Annotated in this window: 13 protein-coding genes, 1 tRNA gene, 1 pseudogene and 1 riboswitch; of the genes and pseudogenes, 5 read left to right on the forward strand and 10 right to left on the reverse strand. The window is 64.0% G+C overall.

Annotation, left to right across the window (positions count from 1 at the left end):
• The first annotated feature begins 50 nt into the window (after window positions 1-50).
• Window positions 51-140: transfer RNA gene (locus VGO12_RS13065), tRNA-Ser, on the forward strand.
• A 396-nt stretch (window positions 141-536) separates the two neighbouring features.
• A complete protein-coding gene (locus VGO12_RS13070; protein WP_327513180.1) occupies window positions 537-1,721 on the forward strand; it encodes a hypothetical protein in 1,185 nt (394 codons plus the stop codon).
• A gap of 312 nt (window positions 1,722-2,033) precedes the next feature.
• Here VGO12_RS13070 and VGO12_RS13075 read toward each other — a convergent pair whose 3' ends face one another.
• The 3 genes from VGO12_RS13075 to VGO12_RS13085 all read right to left on the reverse strand — a co-directional run bounded on the left by VGO12_RS13075 (window position 2,034) and on the right by VGO12_RS13085 (window position 4,618).
• Complete coding sequence (locus tag VGO12_RS13075) at window positions 2,034-2,531, reverse strand: hypothetical protein (protein WP_327513181.1); 498 nt, start codon at window positions 2,529-2,531, stop codon at window positions 2,034-2,036.
• A 91-nt stretch (window positions 2,532-2,622) separates the two neighbouring features.
• Entirely contained in the window at window positions 2,623-3,729 is a 1,107-nt protein-coding gene (locus VGO12_RS13080; protein WP_327513182.1) for a DUF937 domain-containing protein, read from the reverse strand.
• A gap of 385 nt (window positions 3,730-4,114) precedes the next feature.
• Window positions 4,115-4,618, reverse strand: coding sequence for a hypothetical protein (locus VGO12_RS13085; protein ID WP_327513183.1), 504 nt, complete (start codon window positions 4,616-4,618; stop codon window positions 4,115-4,117).
• A 290-nt stretch (window positions 4,619-4,908) separates the two neighbouring features.
• Here VGO12_RS13085 and VGO12_RS13090 point away from each other — a divergent pair, with 290 nt between their 5' ends.
• Window positions 4,909-5,070, forward strand: coding sequence for a hypothetical protein (locus VGO12_RS13090; RefSeq protein WP_327513184.1), 162 nt, complete (start codon window positions 4,909-4,911; stop codon window positions 5,068-5,070).
• A 44-nt stretch (window positions 5,071-5,114) separates the two neighbouring features.
• On the opposite strand, the gene VGO12_RS13095 is transcribed toward VGO12_RS13090, so the two are convergent.
• The 7 genes and pseudogenes from VGO12_RS13095 to VGO12_RS13125 form a co-directional block, all read right to left on the reverse strand.
• Window positions 5,115-5,255 carry a hypothetical protein gene (locus VGO12_RS13095; RefSeq protein WP_327513185.1) on the reverse strand — a complete coding sequence of 47 codons (141 nt, stop codon included), beginning with the start codon at window positions 5,253-5,255 and terminating at the stop codon, window positions 5,115-5,117.
• Window positions 5,256-5,449: 194 nt separating this feature from the next.
• Window positions 5,450-6,757 carry an amidase gene (locus tag VGO12_RS13100; protein ID WP_327513186.1) on the reverse strand — a complete coding sequence of 436 codons (1,308 nt, stop codon included), beginning with the start codon at window positions 6,755-6,757 and terminating at the stop codon, window positions 5,450-5,452.
• A gap of 170 nt (window positions 6,758-6,927) precedes the next feature.
• A pseudogene (locus tag VGO12_RS13105) lies at window positions 6,928-7,733 on the reverse strand (class I SAM-dependent methyltransferase).
• A complete protein-coding gene (locus VGO12_RS13110) occupies window positions 7,730-8,179 on the reverse strand; it encodes a pseudoazurin (protein ID WP_414650714.1) in 450 nt (149 codons plus the stop codon). Before VGO12_RS13110 ends, VGO12_RS13105 begins: the two are co-directional and overlap by 4 nt.
• Window positions 8,169-8,984: an ABC transporter ATP-binding protein gene (locus VGO12_RS13115; RefSeq protein ID WP_327513188.1), complete on the reverse strand. Its 816-nt coding sequence runs from the start codon at window positions 8,982-8,984 to the stop codon at window positions 8,169-8,171. The genes VGO12_RS13110 and VGO12_RS13115 overlap by 11 nt, the downstream gene beginning before the upstream one ends.
• Window positions 8,981-10,009 (reverse strand): iron ABC transporter permease, encoded by a 1,029-nt coding sequence (locus VGO12_RS13120; RefSeq protein ID WP_327513189.1) that lies wholly within the window; start codon window positions 10,007-10,009, stop codon window positions 8,981-8,983. Before VGO12_RS13120 ends, VGO12_RS13115 begins: the two co-directional genes overlap by 4 nt.
• On the reverse strand, window positions 10,006-10,995 hold the full coding sequence (locus tag VGO12_RS13125; RefSeq protein WP_414650715.1) for an ABC transporter substrate-binding protein: 990 nt from the start codon (window positions 10,993-10,995) through the stop codon (window positions 10,006-10,008). The genes VGO12_RS13120 and VGO12_RS13125 overlap by 4 nt, the downstream gene beginning before the upstream one ends.
• 218 nt (window positions 10,996-11,213) lie before the next feature.
• Window positions 11,214-11,460, reverse strand: a riboswitch (cobalamin riboswitch).
• A gap of 191 nt (window positions 11,461-11,651) precedes the next feature.
• Between VGO12_RS13125 and VGO12_RS13130 the strand changes: the two genes are divergently transcribed.
• Window positions 11,652-13,214, forward strand: coding sequence for an alkaline phosphatase D family protein (locus tag VGO12_RS13130; RefSeq protein WP_327513190.1), 1,563 nt, complete (start codon window positions 11,652-11,654; stop codon window positions 13,212-13,214).
• A 201-nt stretch (window positions 13,215-13,415) separates the two neighbouring features.
• Window positions 13,416-13,538: GTP-binding protein (locus tag VGO12_RS13135; RefSeq protein ID WP_327494536.1), on the forward strand; the 123-nt coding region annotated here is incomplete at its 3' end.

Raw genomic sequence — 13,538 nt, forward strand, 5'->3', positions numbered from 1 at the left:
ATCTGCCGCTATGAACCCGACCGCGCTAGACAAGCGCCGACCAGCAAAGCGGAGAGGTGGCTGAGTGGTCGAAAGCACCGCACTCGAAATGCGGCGTACGGGCAACCGTACCGTGGGTTCGAATCCCACCCTCTCCGCCATAATCTTCCCAGCCCACATGATATGCGAAGCAGTCCGACGTGGGGCGCCTCGTTGACGATTCGGGGGTTCTTGTTTGGGCGTGCGATCCCATCAAACCCGGCTTCCGCTTCCAGCAAGCAATTCGCCAGCAGCCTCGACATCTGTTTCACCTTCGGCCTTCGCGGGCGGTGTCGGTCGGTCGACGTCGTGATCGCATGACCGGTCCAGATCGCGTGAGGGCCCAAGCTCGGGGTGGGTGTCCGCACGCGCCAACAGCGCAATATCAGTCCGTTGCCTCGCACATTTCTCACGGCGTTGGTTGCAGACGCCGCCGCCAGACATTTCAAGTTGATTTTTGGTTCCTTTTTTGTTCACGTCATGGTAGTGCATTTCACGATCTGCGGGGGAGCGATTTCATGGATGCTTGGGCCTATCAAATTCTGAAAATGGGAGAGTTCGGCACCCTGGCGTTGTCGTGGGTGGTGCTGTTGGTCTCGGCCGCAGCAGGCCTGGCCTTTTCCAAGCATGCGTTCAAGCTCGGCAGGGCGACGTACTTCCTGACGACAGGGCTCTCCTTCCTGCTGATCGGAATGACCTCGCTCTTTGTTTTGCGCTTTTACGACTCCATCAGGAATGATTACCTCACGGTCGTCGTTGCCCTCATCATCGGGTCTCTTGTCCCGATCGGCATTTTCATGGGCATCTGTGCGGCAGCACGCTCGCGGGATGCCTTTGGCACAAGGAACAGGTGGTTCCTGGCCTTCATCCCGCTCGCCAACCTCGTCCTGATGTTTGCTCCTCCACAGGAGCGGCGGACGTCCGGCACCTTGCAGATCGCAAGAAGCATCGTCCTCGTCGCCGTGGGTCTGGCCATGATGGTGGCCGGGAGAAGCTTGAGCCGATGGGTCGAAGGCCAGGTCGATCTTGCAAGCGAGGCTGCGCAGGACGATGCGTTGCTGCAGAAAAAGCTGGCTCTCTATGACATCGGAAGCTTCGGCCTGGAGGCATTCCTGCGGGAATCGGCGAACGCAATCCCCGTCCCGGCGAAAGTCGACGGGATAACGACGCTGAAGGCAGTCGAAGTCGACAAGGAGACTTTCCGCTACGTCTACGAGATTTCGTACAAGGATGCGGTTTTGTCGACCAATTGGCGGCACGTCATGATGAGCCGGTGGTGCAAGTCGCCGGACATCACGTTCATGACGGATGTCGGTGCGACGGTTGAAGGGAAATACCTTTCTCAGGAAGGGCAACAGCTTGGCGAGTTGAAGGTCAACCCGGCGCTGTGCAACGAATGGCGCCTGCAATTCGACAAGGCGATGGAGGAAGCGGCGCGGGCCATCAAGGGACCAGCGAAGGTCGATGAAACGACTACGCTGACCGGCGCGGACTATGAGGCCGGCACCTTTACCTATTTCTACACGGTCGCAAGCGCGCCTCCGGATGATGGCTGGAAGGCGTATATGAAGGGCATGTGGTGCCAGACAGATCAGTTCAAGAAGATGATGGACTTTGGTCTCAATGTACGCGGCGTCTATTCGACGCAAGACAGCGCTCCTATCGGCGAAATCGTCGTCAGTTCAGAGATTTGCGGCATCTGATCGCGTCGGCATTGTGAAACGCTGCCCTTGGCCCGACGGATCGAAGCGTTCCTGTCGGGGCGATCGATCGTCGTCGTTGCGGCCGAACATCGCGGTGGTCGTCCGGCGCGCGCCATGAGCCGTCCCGATATGGCGATTGCGGGTGGCGCGCCGTCAGCAGATGACCTGGCTCCATCCGACCACGATGTCGTGGCATTGCTGCCATCGATTGGTGTTTGCAGAACAACAGTCATCCGCACCCTTACCAACCGGTAAGGGCGCTGGCGGTCGACCGACGGCAGACTCTTGTTTCCGCGACGAAACGCAGCTGTGCTAGGCGACTTTCAGCGCCGCGGATATTTCCGACAGTGTCGCCTTCTCCGCTTCGCTGACAGCAACGCCGCCAAATCCCAGAAAGCCGCCTTCCTTCGCGGCTTCGGCGACCTTCTGGCTGATCTGGTACAGCCAGGCTGCGAAGGCGCCGGCGTCGCCCGGAGCCTTGCCCTCGACGGTGGTTCGGGCCTGCCTGAGCGTTTCGATGCATCTCAGCTTCATGTCCTCGGGCTTTGATCCCTTGAGCTTTGCCTGCAGCCCGTCACGGGCAGCCGTCCGCCCCTCCGACGTTTCGAAATCGGCAACCAGCGCCTTGACGAGCGGAGTTGCCGTCGCATCCGACTTTGCCTGCAGAAGTCCGCTGCTGCTGGCGATGCCCTCCTTCATCATGCCCCAGAGCCCGCTCGGCTCGGCCGCAGTCACGGCGATGCCGGCCATCATCACGCTCTCCAGGAGCAGCGTCCATTCGTCGGGAGTGAATGTCGTCTTGTCAGCCACGGCTGATCCTCCTTCGTCTCATTCTTCGATGGCAATGGCCGCCGGCCCGGATGCTGGGCTCAGGCCGGCGGCCTTTCCGTCAGCCTTTCCGTCAGGCCGAAAGGGCTGCGAGCTTGGCCTTCAGGGCGTCGATCGCAGGTTTGGCGATCTCCGAGACGCCGGGGATCGCGAGCACCTTGTCGAACAGGCCGTTCAGCGTCGACATCATCGGGCTCACCAAAGCCGCAAGGGCCGCCTTTTGCTCCGCCGACATTTGGCCGATTGAGGCGCTGACCTTGTCGAGCCCGCTTGAAGCCTCCTCCAGCTTCGGCAGGGCGGCGGTGGCGGAGGCCGCGTCGGTGATGCCGGTCAGCGTCGTTTGCAGGCTCGTCAGGCTGTCCTTGACCTGCTGGCCGACGTCAACGCCGCCGACCGTCAGGTTCGCTCCCGTCGTTGCGGCCTCGGGCGCAACCTCGTCGCCCGGCTTGCCGAACAGGTAAAACAGCACGGCTGCGAGTGCGAGGACGGCAATTACCCAGTAGAGCCAGCTGCGCGATCCGGAAGGCGCGGCCTGCGCTGCCGCCCGTTGGCCGGCACTGCCGGCAGAGGCGGCGGCTGACGCAGCGCTCCTGGCGGCCTGGCTCGCCGATGCCGCGGCCGACTGGGCCGAGCCGCCGAGTGCGCCGAGCAGGCCCGTGCCGCCGAGCAGATCTCTGGCGGCGGGGGGCAAGGCTGCGGCGATATTGTCCTTCTGGCTCGCGAGCAGGCCGGCAATGCCATTGGCGCTGAGGTCGGCGCCGCCCTGCCGGGCAAGGCCGCCCATGACCAGCGGTGCCAGCGTTGCAAGCAGTGATCCGCTGGCCCGAGAGTCGATGCCGGAGACGCCGGCAATCGCGCTGGTCAGCGCGCTGCCGTCCTTGGCTCCAAACAGCGAAGAGATGATCTGTGATCCGCTCTGTGCAAGCGACGCCTGGTCACCGCCTGCCAGCATGCCCAGGAGACTGTCGAGCGCTCCGCCCTGTTGCCTGGCGGTATCAGCGATCTTCTGGGCGCCGCCCGGCTGCGCGGCGACGCCGGTCAGGCCCGCGAGCACCGCAGGTATGGCCGTTGCGATCGCGCTCTGCACTTTGGTGCTGTCGAGCCCGAGCGCCGAGGCGATGCGTGCGATCATGTCAGGGGTAAGCATCTGCGCGATAGTGGAAACAAGATTGCTGGCCATTGGCTTTTCCTCCACGTTGATGTCGTCGGACAATGACGACGCTCGTGGAGCGGTCGACCGACGGCGCGGCAATTGGCTGCAAGCAATTCGCGTTTGTCTGATTGTCGGCTGCGAGGCCGGTTCGTCTGGAACCTGAAGCGCGTCGCGATCTTTCAGATAGGCTCCGAGCGCTTCACGTCATGGATGTATCGCATGTCGCCAGCGCAATACCGCTGCGCACTTTTGCGCGACATGCACCAATTCAAAGTGCTGCAGCGTCCTTTGCGCGTCCGGTCAAGGGGCGCGGCGCTGTAGGCGCGCGAACATTAGCACTTGAGGATGTATTTGGCCAGTTCCTGGCAACTTGCGGAATGCGCGGCCCGGCGCGCGCCGGGGCTTCCTGCCACTATTGCGCTCTGTTGTCGCGAAGCCAGATCTCCAACGCGGCGATCACCGACAGTCGCAGGCTGGCGCCCTTGGCCAGCGCACGGGTGAGGGACATGTCGTCGGCGGCAAAGCCCATCTCCGCCATGATCGCGTTTGGCCGCATGCGGCGCCGGTTCATGATGGCCCTGATTTCGGCGACCGTTTCGGCCAGCAGGTAGCGGCCACTGGCTATCCCCGCGGCTGCGCGCTGCGGAGGCGGCCGATCGGGCGGAATAGTGCTCGCCTCGCCACCTTCCTGCGCGCCCAGCCACACAAGAAAAGCCTGACGCTCGGCCGCGCTCGCCTTCACCCAGGAGTTCTTCAGCTTGTCGAGGCGCGTGCGCTCGGCCCTCAGTCCGGCAACGACGAGCGCCTTGCGCAAGGAGGGGATCCGGCCCGCGAGCAGATCTGCGTGGACTTCGGGAAAGTCGAACTTCAGCCGCTGGAGATAATCGGCGTCGTCGCGCTTCGGTTTCTTCGGCATGCTCGCTTCCAACAATCGTTTGGCGTGCTCTATCGCATAATTCTCAGAATCGAAAATGCCCTGTCGCGCAAATGTCCGTGGCGATGCGCGCATGGCTGGCGCTTACAGTGGGAATTGCACGAACTGCAAGCCCGGGGGAAAGGCGAACGCCCGTTGCTCTGCCGCATGTTCGCGATTATCAAGGGCTCCAGCAAAGGTGATGCGCTGGTTTGCGCCAGCTTTGCGCAAGTCCCTCCGTCTATCGTCACATCAACAGCCGGGATGTGACACGGCGAATGAAGGACAATGATATGTCAAACGATATCGAACAGTATCGCGATCCGTCGGATTCGATGGTCGCCCTCTATCTCGCCAGCAACGACGGCGACGAACTCACGGACGCTCTGGTTGCCGCGCTCGAAGATGCGTTCCGGATCCTCAGCGACGAGATCTACGGCGAGACGATGCACTGACATTGCCCCGCGTGCGACAGTCCCGGGATATTGCGCCCGGCAATCTATCGATGGTCGCGATCCAGCCGGGCGGCAGCGTAGCGTCCTGACCTCGATGCCGCCTGCAGGAACGCTCGCTGCGCGTCGGGGAGCACAGGCGCCATGACATTCTCGATCTGGCTTTGGTTGATAACCCTGGTGGTCATCGGCGTTCCTCTATGGCTGGTGATCCGGCTGCTCAAGCGCCAGCGATAGTCTCACCGCAACCACGCCGGATTGTTCGCCCGTCGCAGAGCGGCGTCACCTGGTCTCGTGCGCGTGGATGCGATTGAGCGCCACCTGCCGAACTCACCGTCTTGCCCCGGCGGTGCGCGCGGCCTTTCCGGGTCGATTGCCGTTTTCAACAATCGCGGAGAAGCGTCTCCACCGAGAGAGCCGTTGCCAGCACGCCTTCATCGGTTCCATTGCGCCCCATCAGCATCAGACCGGCCGGACGCGCCAGTCCGGGCACCGGCAGGGAAATGGCCGTGAGATCGAACTGGTTGGCCACCTGGCAGTTGCGCAACAGCAGGCCCTCGACCCGGTCGTATTCCGCCTCATCCGTTTCGACACTGGTGATTGGCACGGCGGCAATCGGCGTTGTCGGCAAGGCGATTAGGTCGCAGCGCGAAAGCCGTTCATCCATCTCCGCGACAAGCGTGCGCCGGGTTTGAAGAAGGTCCGCGATGGCCTCATCGGAAACCGCCAGGCGGCGGCGCAGCGGTGCCGTAACCCTTTCATCGACCGGCGCCGCGTCATCGGGCAGCCAGGCGGCATGGATGCGACTGGCTTCCAGCCCGGCAATCGAGCCAATCCGTGTCGCCTGTCTCAGACGCCCGATCAGGTCGTCGATCGCGCAGTCGACAATCTGGGCGCCGGCGCGGGAGAGCCGGTCGAGGCTTGCGGAAAAGGCGGCCGCGATTTCGGGCGAGAGCTCCTCAAGGAGCAAGCCCAAGGGCACGCCAACCCGAAGGCCGGTGAGAGGTCGTGCAGCGAGTACGTCCGGCTGCGTGCCGGCCATCACGGCGTCAGCGGCGGCGCAATCGGCGACGGTCCGGGCGAGCGGCCCGATCGAATCGAGACTGGGGGAAAGCGGAAACGTGCCATCAAGCGGAATGCGGCTTGCCGTCGGCTTGAAGCCGACGACACCGTTGAGTGCGGCGGGGATGCGGATGGAGCCGCCGGTATCAGAACCGATGGCGATGTCGCATGTGCCTTCCGCGACCGAGACGCCGGCGCCTGACGACGAGCCGCCGGGGATCAGGCTCTTGTCGGTGGCATTGCCGGGCACCGGATCGTGCGGGTTGAGCCCGACCGCGGTGAAGGCGAATTCGGTCATATGCGTCTTGCCGATGATCACGGCGCCGGCGGCGCGCAAGCGCGCGAGCACCGGCGCATCGGCCATGGCCGGGGGTGCCGAGCGCCGGATGACCGAGCCTGCCAAAGTCGGCTCGCCGGCAACATCGACCAGATCCTTGATCGAGACGATCTTGCCGTCGAGCGGCCCGAGGCTGTTGCCCGCGCGCCCGCGCTCATCAGCTGCATCCGCCTCGGCGCGGGCGTTTTCGGCATAGAGCCTGACATAGGCCCTGTCCTCGCCCCCGCGGGCGTCAAGGCGGCTCAGAATCTGTTCGAGGCGATCGCGTGCGGGCGTGCTGGCGTTGGACACGTTGAGGAACCTGCCATTGTCTGATGCCGCGCGCGGCATGCTGATACGTTTGCTACGTCGCGCGTGGCGAGCGTTGTCACCGCGGTGCGCACCATCTTCATAGCAGGGCTTTCGGCAAACGCCATCCGGTCAGGGCGGCGCGATCGAAAGGCAGCACGCTGGCACAATGCTCAAGCGGGCTTGCGGGCGCACAGAATGAAGCGGCGATAGACGAGGGTGCGCAGCCGGTTGCGCAGGTTCGCGTTCCTGCGCTGGGCGGCCGCGATCGGGCGATGGGATGTGTGCTCGACGGTTGCAAAGCCGGCGCCTCAAGCATTGGCAGCAAGGTTTCGACCGTCAGCCCGGCGCCGAAGGGAAGGTGTCGCATGATTGCGGCATGGCGGTCGCCAAGGGCGCCGTCATAGTGATTGTCGGGCCCGACCAGCCGGTCGATCCCGCGGATCGCAAGGGATGCGAGACGACCGACAGCCGTCGGTCTCGCCCAGTCGCCGTCAAAGACAAGCAGCCGTCCGCCGGGTTTCAGCAAGCGGAACCAGTCGCCGAGCGCCGCTTGCGGCTCCGTCAGGGTCCAGACCAGATGACGGCAGACGATGGCGTCATAACTCTCGTCCGGCTCCATGGTGTTTTCGGCGTCGGCAAGCAGGAAGCGCAACTGCGGTTTTCCCGCGTGTTTTTTCGCAGCCACCGCAAGCATTGCTTCGGAAAAGTCGAGGGCGGTGACCTCGTGGCCGAGCTCGTGGATGATACGCGTGACTTCGCCGGTGCCGCAGGCGAGCTCAAGCACCCGCAAGGGCGCAGCGCCGAGAAAGTCGCGCACCGGCTTTTGCCAGGCGTCGAATTCCGGTCCGGGCGGGATGCGGTGGCCGAAGGCGAGGTCGAAGGTTTCGGAGCGCTTCGACCAGTAGTCGCGGATTTCGTCCTTCAGGTCGAAGTTTGCCCGCCTGTGCGACCGCGCCCAGTCTGCCGGACCATTCATTGCGACGCTTTTCCCTGATCGACGCGGGCGAAGATCGCGTCGAAGCGGCCGCGCGCGCGGCCGGGAACGTCGCTCCTGCGGAAGGCCTCGGTCAGTTCGGCCTCGCCGACCTTGATCAGCATGACCATGCCCATGGCGAAATGCGGCGAGCACTTGATGCCGTAGAAGCCCGGCGTGTCGAACGTGACTTCGATTTCCTCGTTGATCAGGCCCTTGAAGCCGGCATAGCCGTCGGGAACCATGCCATCGATCGAGGCGGCGTTGTGGCTCTTGTGTCCGACCAGGAACTTGACGCTGTCGCCGGGCTTCAGCTCGACATAGTCGGGCTCGAACACCATCGATCCGTTTTCGCCGCGATTGAGCATCCTGACCTCGACGGTCTCGGCAAGGGCGGGGGCGGCTGCGAGCCCGAGGGCGACGAGGGCGACGGCGATCCTAGCGCGCATGGTCATGTCTCTTTGTCGTGTGGGAAATCAGATGCGGTTTTGGCCGCGGGCGCCGATAGCGCACGAAGCACGAGCCGTCCTCGTCGCGCTCGACTGTCGCTGCGACCCCGAAGACCGCCAGAATGCGGTCCTCTGTCAGGATCTCCATCGGGGTACCGAGCGCGACGATGCGGCCACGATCCATGACCGCGATGCGGTCGCAGAACAGGGCGGCGTGGTTGAGATCGTGCAGCGCGGCGACGACCGTCAGCGTCTGCCCGCGCACGAGTTCGAGCAGGCCGATCTGGTGGTGGATGTCGAGATGGTTGGTCGGTTCGTCGAGGAGCAGGATCTGCGGCTGCTGCGCCAGCGCCCGGGCGATGTGCAGCCGCTGGCGCTCGCCGCCGGACAGCGTGTGCCACTGGCGCCCGGAAAAATCGCTCATGCCCACATGGTCGAGCGCCCGGTCGACGATATCGGTGTCACGCTCCGACCAGGGCGACAGTGCGCCGAGATGCGGGGTGCGCCCGAGCTCGACCGCCTGGCGGGCGGTGATGCGTTCGCTGGTTTCCGCCTGCTGTTCGACAAGTGCGATGCGCTGCGCGATGTCGCGCCGCGTCGTTTTTGAGAGAAGGCGCCCTTCGAGGCTGACGGTTCCGGATTGTGGCGGACGGATGCCGGCGAGCAGCGAGATCAGGCTGGTCTTGCCGGATCCGTTCGGGCCGATGATGCCCAGAAATTCTCCGGGCACGATCTCGAGATCGACGGCATCGATGATCACGCGGCCGCCGGCCGACCAGGAGACGGTCTCGGCCTTGAGGCTCATGACGCAGCCCTTCCGCGGCTGAGGATCAGCGCGAAGGCGGGGGCGCCGACGAGTGCGGTGATCACCCCAATCGGCAGCACCTGACCGGGAATGATGATGCGCGACAGGATATCGGCCGCGATCATGAAGATGGCACCGGTCAGGGCAGATGCCGGCAAGAGGAGGCTGTGGCGCACGCCGACGAGGAAGCGTGCCGCATGCGGGATGACCAGGCCGACGAAGCCGATCGAGCCGACGATGCTGACCATCACAGCCGTCATCAGCGCTGTTGCCGAAATCAGGATGACGTAGACCCGCTTGACCGGGATGCCGAGCGAAGCGGCCGATTCCCGCCCGAAGGTGAAGGCGTCGAGCGCGCGGGCGTGCCAGAGGCAGACGAGCAGGCCGCCAAGCGCAACCGGCAGCGCCAGCGCCACATCCGGCCAGCGCACGCCCGAGAGATTGCCGAGCAGCCAGAACATGATGCCGCGGGCCTGCTCGGCATTGGCCGATTTGGTGACGATGAAGGAGGTGAGCGCGTTGAAGAGCTGGGAGCCGGCGACGCCGGCGAGAATGATGGCGCCGGTGCCGCGGCCGGCTCTGAGCGCCAGCAGCGAGACGAGCGCGAAGGCGAAAACCGCGCCGAAGAAGGCGCCGAGCGAGAGCGTCAGCATGCCCGCGCCGATGCCGAGGATGGCGACGGCGACTGCGCCGGTCGATGCGCCGGCGGAAATGCCGAGGATATAGGGATCGGCAAGCGCGTTTCTGAGCAGCGCCTGCAGCATCACCCCGCAAAGCGAAAGAGCGGCGCCGCAGCAGGCGGCGACGACCGCGCGGCTGAGACGATAGTTCCAGACGATGCCCTCGTCGATCGCATCGAGCGGGTATCCGGCGCCCCACAGGCGGTTGGCGACGGTCTTGCCGACGACGTCGAGCGGAATGGCGGTTTCGCCGATGGCGGCACCAAGGGCCAGCGCCAGCAGCAGGAGGAGGAGCGCCGTCGAAACGGCGCCCGTACGGTTGACTGAAAGAGGTGTCGACCTCACTTCGCCAGGCCGGCTTTTTCGACTGCGTCGGCCAGCACTTCGATACCCTCGATCGTGCGGATCGTCGGGTTCATCGCCTGGGCGTCCATGACAACGATATGGTCGGCCTTGACGGCGGGCATCAGGCTGGTGACCGGGTCGGACTTGAGGAACTTCATCTTCAGCTCCCAGTCGTCAGCCGGGAAGCGCCGGCGATCCATCTTGCCGATCACCACGATCTTCGGATCGGCCTTGGCAATCGTTTCCCAGCCGATGGTCGGCCATTCCTCTTCGGTGGACACGACATTCCTGATGCCGAGCGCCGACAGGATATAGCCGGGCGCGCCGTTGGTGCCGGCGACATAGGGGTCGATGTCCATCTCGGCGCTGGAGAACCAGAAAACCGCCGACAGCTTGCCGTCGGCATTGGCGATCTTGCCGCGGGCGGCCTCTTCGCGCGCCTTCAGCTTGGCGATCAGCGCCTGTCCACGATCCTGCACGTCGAAGATCTCGGCGAGCTCCGATATCTCCTGGTAGATCAGGTCCATCGAAAAGGATTTGTGGCGCACGCCATCACCGCCGGCGGAATTGTCCTTGGCGGCGCAATCGGCGGGCGAGACATAGACCGGGATCGACAGTTCGGCGAACTGCTTCGGTGTCGCGACGATGCCTTCCGGCCCGACATGCCATTGAAACTGCGCGGTCACCAGATCCGGCCTGGTGGCAACGACGCTTTCGAAGCTCGGATCGTTGTCGGCAAGCCGCGGCACCTTGTCGTTGGCTTCCTTGTAGCCGTCGATGACCGGACCGATCCACACGGCGGTGCCGACGACCTTCTCCGCAAGGCCGAGGAGATAGAGAATTTCCGTGGTGCTCTGACCGATCGAGGCGGTGCGCGTCGGCGCCGCCTTAAAGGTAACCTCCTGGCCGCAATTCTTTAAGGTCAGGGGGTAGCTCGTCGCGGCCGCCGTGGCGGTCGAGGGAGCGACGGTCAGAAGCAGGGACACGGAAACGGCAAGGGATGGGCAATGGCGCCCGACGGCATTCAAAAGGGCTTTCAACGGAATTCTCTCTTCTCGTGAGCGTGCGAAGGGTCAGCCGAAACGGCGACAGTCGGGAGACAATCGATCGCAGGCGTCGAGAAGGACGAAAATAGAGGGCGCAAAGCCCCCGGATATGCGGATCATGGACAACTCCCTGTTCCGGGCAACCCCGCCCGTGACGCTGGATCTTCTGCTTGACGGCAGGTCTCCTGGCTTACGGATCAAGCGCCTTCCACCTGCCTTCCCGCGAACGCCTGTGGCGTTGTCACAGTGGCATGGCGCATCGGGGCGCCACGAGGGGTGTCAGGCATTCCGCATACAGTTGCGGGGGCAGCCACGGTCTTGGTCCCTTTTGGGTCGTCCGTACCGTGTTCCCTATTAATCCCCGTCGGAGTCATCCTTCGGGGAACCGTCGTCGCAACCCTTAGTCTCCCCGTCTGCATGCCGTCAAGGCGGAGGGTGAGCCGGCGGGGTGGCTTACCGTAAAGCTCGCGGTCGCCGCCACCTTCACCGAACTGTCGCCAAACCGTTCAAATAGTTTCATGGCCCTGTTACGCCGCTGACACCCAGATGACCAAAGGTCCGGCACGCGCGGTCGCGCTGCCGATTCGGAGGTCCGTTTGGCCGATATTCTCAAGACGCTTTCGCGGCGTTCTTTTCTCTTTTCCGCCGGTGCCGCGGGCTTCGCCGCCTCATCCGGACTTGCGACACCCTTTTATGCACGGGGCTATGGCCGACCGGAGTTCGTTCACGGCGTACAATCCGGCGATGTCGATACGTCGTCGGGCATGGTCTGGACCCGGGTCGACCGGCCGTCGCGCGTGTCGGTCGAATACTCGACGACCGAGAGCTTCTCCAACCCGTTCCGCCTAGCAGAGCTGACGGCGACGCCGCAGACGGATTGCGCGGTCAAGTGCTCGCTCGACGGTCTGCTTCCGGACCAGGACATCTTCTACTGGTTCACGGCGACGGATCTCTACGATGTCAACCGCGTCTCCGAGCCCGTCATCGGCCGGTTTCGGACCGCGCCCTTGCGCAAACGGTCCGTTCGCTTCGTCTGGTCGGGCGATACCGCCGGGCAGGGCTGGGGCATCGATGATGTCGGGATGAAGACCTATTCGACGATGCGGCAGCACGAGCCGGACTTCTTCATTCATTCCGGCGACACGATCTATGCCGACAACCCGATCCCCGACGAGATTGAGCTTCGTGGCGGCGGTATCTGGAAGAACCGGGTGGTGACGCATGAAAAGCGCGACGTTGCGCGCACGCTGGAAGAATATCGCGGCCAGTGGAAATACAATCTGCTCGACGACCACGTGCGGCAGCTGAACGCCGTCTGCCCGACCTTTTACCAATGGGACGACCACGAGGTGCTGAACAATTGGTCGGCCTCGACCGATCTTCGCGACGATGCGCGCTACCCGGAAAAGGACGTCGCGGTCTATGCAGCGCGGGCGGCGCGGGCGTTCAACGAGATGACCCCGATCCGCACGCCGGCGACGCAGCCAGGCCGCATCTTTCGCAAGGTCGGCTACGGGCCGCTGCTCGATGTCTTCTTCGTCGACCTGCGCTCCTATCGCGGCGCCAATCAGGACGAGGGTGGCGGCGCGCTCTTCGGCTGGCGGCAGGCCGATTGGCTGAAGCGCGAGCTTGCCGCCTCGCGCGCGGTGTGGAAGGTGATCGCCTGCGACATGCCGATCGGCCTTGTCGTCTGGGACGACTACACCAACCGGCGCGGCTCGGATGCGATCGCCAATGGCGACAACGGGGCGCCTCAAGGCCGCGAGCTGGAGTTCGCCGATCTCCTGCGTTTCATTCGCGACAATGCCATTGAAAACCTCGTCTGGCTGACGGCCGACGTGCACTACACGGCCGCCCACCACTACGACCCGTCGCGCGCCGCCTTCAAGGAGTTCACGCCCTTCTGGGAGTTCGTTTCCGGGCCGCTCCATTCCGGCACCTACGGCCCGAAGGAGCTCGACATGACCTTCGGGCCGGACGTCCGCTTCATCAAGGCGTCCGGCGGCGGCATCGATACGAACCTGCCGCCGTCGGCGGGTCTGCAGTTCTTCGGCATCGTCGACATCAACGGCCAGACGAAGCAGATGACGGTCAGGCTGATGGACCGCCAGGACCAGGAACTCTGGCGCGTGACGCTTGATCCGGCGGCGGTCGCATGAGCAATTCGGTCACGGCAGGTCTCTGCGCAAACGATGCCCGGGGGGCGTATGCCGCTGGCAAAGCCATGGCCTGTCGGCCTTTCCGTGCCGGCCTCTTCGACGTGCCCCCCTTTCGCAATCGCAAAAAAACCTGTATGAGCGCGACCATTGAAAAAGCGGCGTGGCCTATCGGGGCTTGCCCTAAACCTTCCGAGACGAAAAATGAGCATTCGTAACATCGCGATTATCGCGCACGTCGACCATGGGAAAACGACCCTTGTTGACGAGCTCCTGAAGCAGTCGGGCTCGTTCCGCGAAAACCAGCGCGTTGCCGAACGCGTCATG

Origin of the sequence: Ensifer sp. (assembly GCF_035999135.1) — a bacterium.
Classification (GTDB): domain Bacteria; phylum Pseudomonadota; class Alphaproteobacteria; order Rhizobiales; family Rhizobiaceae; genus Ensifer.

Bases quoted from the DNA above. Each gene is read 5' to 3' on its own strand.
- VGO12_RS13070 (WP_327513180.1), top strand. From the start codon at position 537: ATGGATGCTTGGGCCTATCAAATTCTGAAAATGGGAGAGTTCGGCACC.
- VGO12_RS13080 (WP_327513182.1), bottom strand. From the start codon at position 3,729: ATGGCCAGCAATCTTGTTTCCACTATCGCGCAGATGCTTACCCCTGAC.
- VGO12_RS13085 (WP_327513183.1), bottom strand. From the start codon at position 4,618: ATGCCGAAGAAACCGAAGCGCGACGACGCCGATTATCTCCAGCGGCTG.
- VGO12_RS13090 (WP_327513184.1), top strand. From the start codon at position 4,909: ATGTCAAACGATATCGAACAGTATCGCGATCCGTCGGATTCGATGGTC.
- VGO12_RS13095 (WP_327513185.1), bottom strand. From the start codon at position 5,255: ATGACCACCAGGGTTATCAACCAAAGCCAGATCGAGAATGTCATGGCG.
- VGO12_RS13110 (WP_414650714.1), bottom strand. From the start codon at position 8,179: ATGCGCGCTAGGATCGCCGTCGCCCTCGTCGCCCTCGGGCTCGCAGCC.
- VGO12_RS13115 (WP_327513188.1), bottom strand. From the start codon at position 8,984: ATGAGCCTCAAGGCCGAGACCGTCTCCTGGTCGGCCGGCGGCCGCGTG.